Origin of the sequence: Streptomyces sp. (assembly GCF_050698815.1) — a bacterium.
Classification (GTDB): domain Bacteria; phylum Actinomycetota; class Actinomycetes; order Streptomycetales; family Streptomycetaceae; genus Streptomyces.
Window position 1 is genome coordinate 1 of the sequence record NZ_JBOHCV010000336.1, and the last position, 4,412, is coordinate 4,412.

Below are 4,412 nucleotides of genomic sequence, written 5' to 3' on the forward strand. Positions count from 1 at the left end.
CCCGCCGCCGATGCTCATCCCGGACGTGCCCCCTCGATCTTTCGCTCCGTCAGTTGCCGTCAGTGCATTGTCTCCTCACCAGACGGTAACCGGGACACAGCCGGTACGGGGGGTCTGTGGATAACCCCTCGGCTCCCGTCTCGGGATGCGGTACGCCCCACGGCCCCACCCACCACACCCGGCACGTGGGCCCGACGCCCCATGCCGAACCGAGTACCTGTACTCATGTGCGCCGCCCGCGTAGCCGTCAGCCTGGCCATATGACTACTTCATCGGTCCAACGGCCCACCACGGCAGCCTTCTTCGTGCAGTCGGCCATCGCGTTCGGCCTGTCCCTGATCGCCCTCGTCATCGGCATCGCGAAGCTGCCGGTCGGAGCGTGGGAGCGCAGCTTCCTCGCGCTCGGGCTCGTCTTCGTCGTGTCGTCGGCCTTCACCCTCGCCAAGTGCGTACGCGACCGGCAGGAGGTGGAGGAGATGACGAGCAAGGTGGACAGAGCCCGGGTGGACAAACTGCTCTCCGAGCAGGACCCGTTCGAGCAGGGCCGGATCTGACGAAGGGCCGAGTCTGACGAGGGGGCCGAGACCTGCCTGTGATCACCCCAGTCGCACAACGATACGGTTCCACGGTGACCGTGCGGGAACGGCGCGGGAGACACGGGGAGGGGGCGGAAGGCCGTGAGCGACTTCGGGGACCTGGACGTCGGCAAGTCGTCGGTAAAGGCGATCACCGACGGACTGAAGGCGGTGATGGGCGAGCTGAGGGAGCTCGACGGCTTCGGGTCGGAGCCGGGGTCGCTGCAGGGAGCCGGCTTCGGCGGTATGGCGATGTCGGGCCTGGAGGCCGGGGACGGCGGACTGGCCACTTCCTTCGAGGACTTCTGCGAGCGCTGGGAGTGGGGCGTACGGGCGCTGGTGGGGGACGCGAACGTACTGGCGGAGAAGCTGGACCTGGCGGCCGGGATGGTGTGGGAGCAGGACAAGGACCTGGCGACCACGTGGAAGGTGGGCCTCAACGCGCTGGCGGGGAATCCGCACGCCACCGAGGAGCAGGTCGCCAAGCAGAGCTACAGCGACATCTGGGAGCAGGACGCACCGGAGACCGATGCGGAGCGGGAAGCGGCGTGGAGTCAGATAGGGCAGGACTGGAAGGACACCGGTCGCGCTGTGAGCTCTGAAGGGATGGGCGGGGCGTATGCCGACTACGCCCAGGACCGGGCCGGCATTCCGGAGGAGGCGCAAGAGGGGGCGCTGGACGAGATGTACGGGCCCTCTCCTGAGGAACGGGCCGAGCAGCAGAAGCTCCGGGAGCAGCACGGAGGCGGTCACTGATGGGTGCGGGGGAGTGGACTCCGGACTGGCTCGAGGACGGTCTCGAGACGGGGGCGCGGAAGGTCGGCGAGGGTATTGACGCCTCTACGGACTTCGTGGCGGACCGGATGGATGACGTCGGGGTTCCCCGTGGGGCGGGGAAGTGGCTCCGGGACAAGGGAGACGGGGCGGCCAACACCTTCGGTGCGACGGTCGGCGAGTCGCAGCTGGGGGAGACCGACGACCACCGGAAGCTGGTACACGGCAGCGTGGCCACGCTGCGCGCCAACGCGAGCCATCTGCGGGACTTCCAAAAGGCGTTCGAGAAGGTCGCGCGCGGTTTGAAGGGGCTGGACTCGCAGCACCTGCGGGGCAAGCTGGCCGACGCGTTCCGGGAGAAGGTGGCGGTCGAGCCGAAGAAGTGGCACAAGGCGGCCGACGCCTGCGAGAAGGCCGCCAAGGCGCTGGACGACTTCTCCGACACCGTCTCCTGGGCGCAGGGGCAGGCGAAGGAGGCGTTGGAGAAGTACAAGAAGGCCGAGTCCGCCTCCAACGCGCACAAGGGGAAGGTGCGCACCTACAACGACGCGGTCGACTACGGCCTCAAGGGCGACGACCTGCCCGACAAGCCGGGCGAGACGGATCCGGGCGCGGCCGGGATGCGTGAGGCGCAGGGAATCCTCGACGACGCGCGCCGGCAGCGCAACGACGCGGCGTCCACGGCACGCACTGCGGTGGACGCGGCCCGGGACCTGGCACCGGAGAAGCCCTCGGACGCCGTGCAGGCGCTGTCCGGACTTCAGGGCGCGATGGTGAACTCGACCAACGTGGTCAGCGGGCTCGTGAAGGGCACGGCAGGGCTGCTGAGCTTCGCACGCGGTATCAACCCGATCGACCCGTACAACGTGGAACATCCGGGCGAGTACGTGATGCGGATCAACAGCCTCGCGACCGGCACGGTGCAGATGCTCAACAACCCGGTGGAAACCGGGAAGGTGATGTGGGAGGAGTTCAAGAAGAACCCCACCGAGTTCCTCTCCCGCCTGCCTCCCGAGATACTCGGCGCCAAGGGCGCCGGCATGGTCCGCAAGGGCCTGGGAGCGGCGCGCAAGATGCCCGACGGCGAGGCGCCGGAGCCGTCGCCGGGGCGGCACTCGGCCGAGCACGAGCCGCACGACAAGAGTCGCGAGCCGGACTGCATGACTTGCGACGGCGATCCGGTCGACGTCGCGACAGGTCGGGTCCGGCTGCCGCAGACGGATGTGTCTCTGCCGGGCGCGCTGCCGCTTGTCCTCCGGCGCGGCTTCGAGTCCGCCTATCGGGCGGGGCGTTGGTTCGGGGCCGACTTGGTCCAGCACGCTCGACCAGCGCTTGGAGGTCGACGCCACAGGCGTGGTCTTCCACGGCGAGGACACCCTGCTGCTGGCCTATCCGCATCCCGCGCCCGGTCTGCCGACGCTCCCGGTGACGGGGGCGCGTTGGCCGCTGGAGTCGACTGTGGAGGGCGACTACGTCCTCACCGATACGAGCACGGGGCGGGTGTGGCACTTCACCGGCCCGGCCGGCGGGGCGGACGGGACCGCGCTGCTGGAGCAGATATCGGACCGCAATGGGAACCGGATCACCTTCGAGTACGGGCCGGACGGCAGCCCGCTCAGCATCGTCCACTCCGGCGGCTACCACCTGAAGCTCACCACCGTGGAAGACCGAGTCACGGCCCTCCACCTCGCCGGTGCCGCGCCGGACGGCGGCGACCAGGAACTGGTCCGCTACGGCTATACGGACGGCCACCTCACCTCCGTCACCAAGTCCTCCGGCCTGCCGCTGCGCTTCGGCTACGACGACCAGGGCCGCATGACGTCCTGGACCGACAGCAACGAGCGCCGCTTCACGTATGTCTACGACGAGCAGCACCGGTGCGTATCGCAGACCGGCGACGACGGCTATATGCGGTACGCGTTCGACTACAGCGGCATCGACGAGAGAACGGGCCATCGAGTCACGGCGGTCACGGACCCGTACGGGCATGTCCGGCGCTATCTCCTCAACGACCGCCTCCAAGTCGTGGGCGAGACCGATCCGCTGGGCAACACGGTGCGCAGTGAGTGGGACCGCTACAACCGGCTGCTCTCCCGTACGGACGCGCTGGGCCGCACCACCCGGTACCGTTACGGGGCGGAGTCGGGTGAGCTGGAGGCCGTCACCCGCCCTGATGGGCGGACGGTCGAGGCGGAGGTGAACGGTCTCGGTCTGCCCGCGGTCATCACGGAGGCGGATGGTTCGCGCTGGGGTCAGGAGTACGACGAGCGGGGCAACCGCACGTCGGTCACCGACCCGGCCGGGAACACCACGCGGTACGCCTACGACGAGCAGGGTCATCTCCTGGGGGTGACGGACGCGTTGGGGTCGGTGACGCGGGTGCGCTGCGATGCGGCGGGCCTCCCGGTGGAGATCACCGGTCCTGACGGCGCGGTTACCACCTACAGGCGTGACACCTTCGGCCGCCCGACTGCGGTCGTGGATCCGCTGGGCGGCACCACCCGCCTCTGGTGGACGGTGGAGGGGAAGCTGTCGTGCCGCGTCGGCCCGGACGGGGCACGGGAGTCGTGGACGTACGACGGTGAGGGCAACTGCACCACCCACGTGGACGCGGGCGGGGGTGTGACCACCTACGAGTACACCCACTTCGATCTGCTGGCGGCCCAGACGGGGCCTGACGGGGTGCGCCACGAGTTCGCGCACGACGCCGAGCTGCGCCTCACCCAGGTCACCAACCCGCAGGGCCTGACCTGGAACTACGCCTACGACCCCGCGGGCCGTCTGATATCCGAGACCGACTTCGACGACCGCGTCGTGACCTACGCCCACGACGCCGCCGGACAACTGACCGCCCGCACCAACCCGCTCGGCCAGACCGTCACCTTCGCACGCGACGAACTCGGCCAGATCGCCAGCAAGGACGCCGACGGCCAGGCCACCACCTACGCCTACGACCCGGCAGGCCGCCTCACCCAGGCCCTCGGCCCGGACGCCGAACTCCTCCTCCAGCGCGACAAACTGGGCCGCATAAAAACCGAACTGGTCAACGGCCGCGCCCTCACC

2 protein-coding genes and 2 pseudogenes are annotated in these 4,412 nt (G+C 69.3%); all 4 read left to right on the forward strand.

Features of this window, described 5'->3' with window-relative positions; translation table 11 throughout:
* Positions 1 to 260 precede the first annotated feature (260 nt).
* On the forward strand, positions 261 to 554 hold the full coding sequence (locus ACRDP3_RS12280) for a YiaA/YiaB family inner membrane protein (RefSeq protein ID WP_431516936.1): 294 nt from the start codon (positions 261 to 263) through the stop codon (positions 552 to 554).
* 123 nt (positions 555 to 677) lie between these two features.
* Positions 678 to 1,331, forward strand: a complete 654-nt coding sequence (locus tag ACRDP3_RS12285; RefSeq protein WP_431516937.1) for a hypothetical protein — start codon at positions 678 to 680, stop codon at positions 1,329 to 1,331.
* Positions 1,331 to 2,593: pseudogene (locus tag ACRDP3_RS12290) on the forward strand (putative T7SS-secreted protein); the annotation flags it as partial. The gene ACRDP3_RS12285 and the pseudogene ACRDP3_RS12290, both read left to right, overlap by 1 nt.
* A gap of 88 nt (positions 2,594 to 2,681) precedes the next feature.
* Positions 2,682 to 4,412, forward strand: a pseudogene (locus tag ACRDP3_RS12295) (type IV secretion protein Rhs); the annotation flags it as partial.

What these genes read in the sequence shown, in the direction of transcription:
- ACRDP3_RS12280 (WP_431516936.1), top strand. Translation starts at nt 261, where the DNA reads ATGACTACTTCATCGGTCCAACGGCCCACCACGGCAGCCTTCTTCGTG.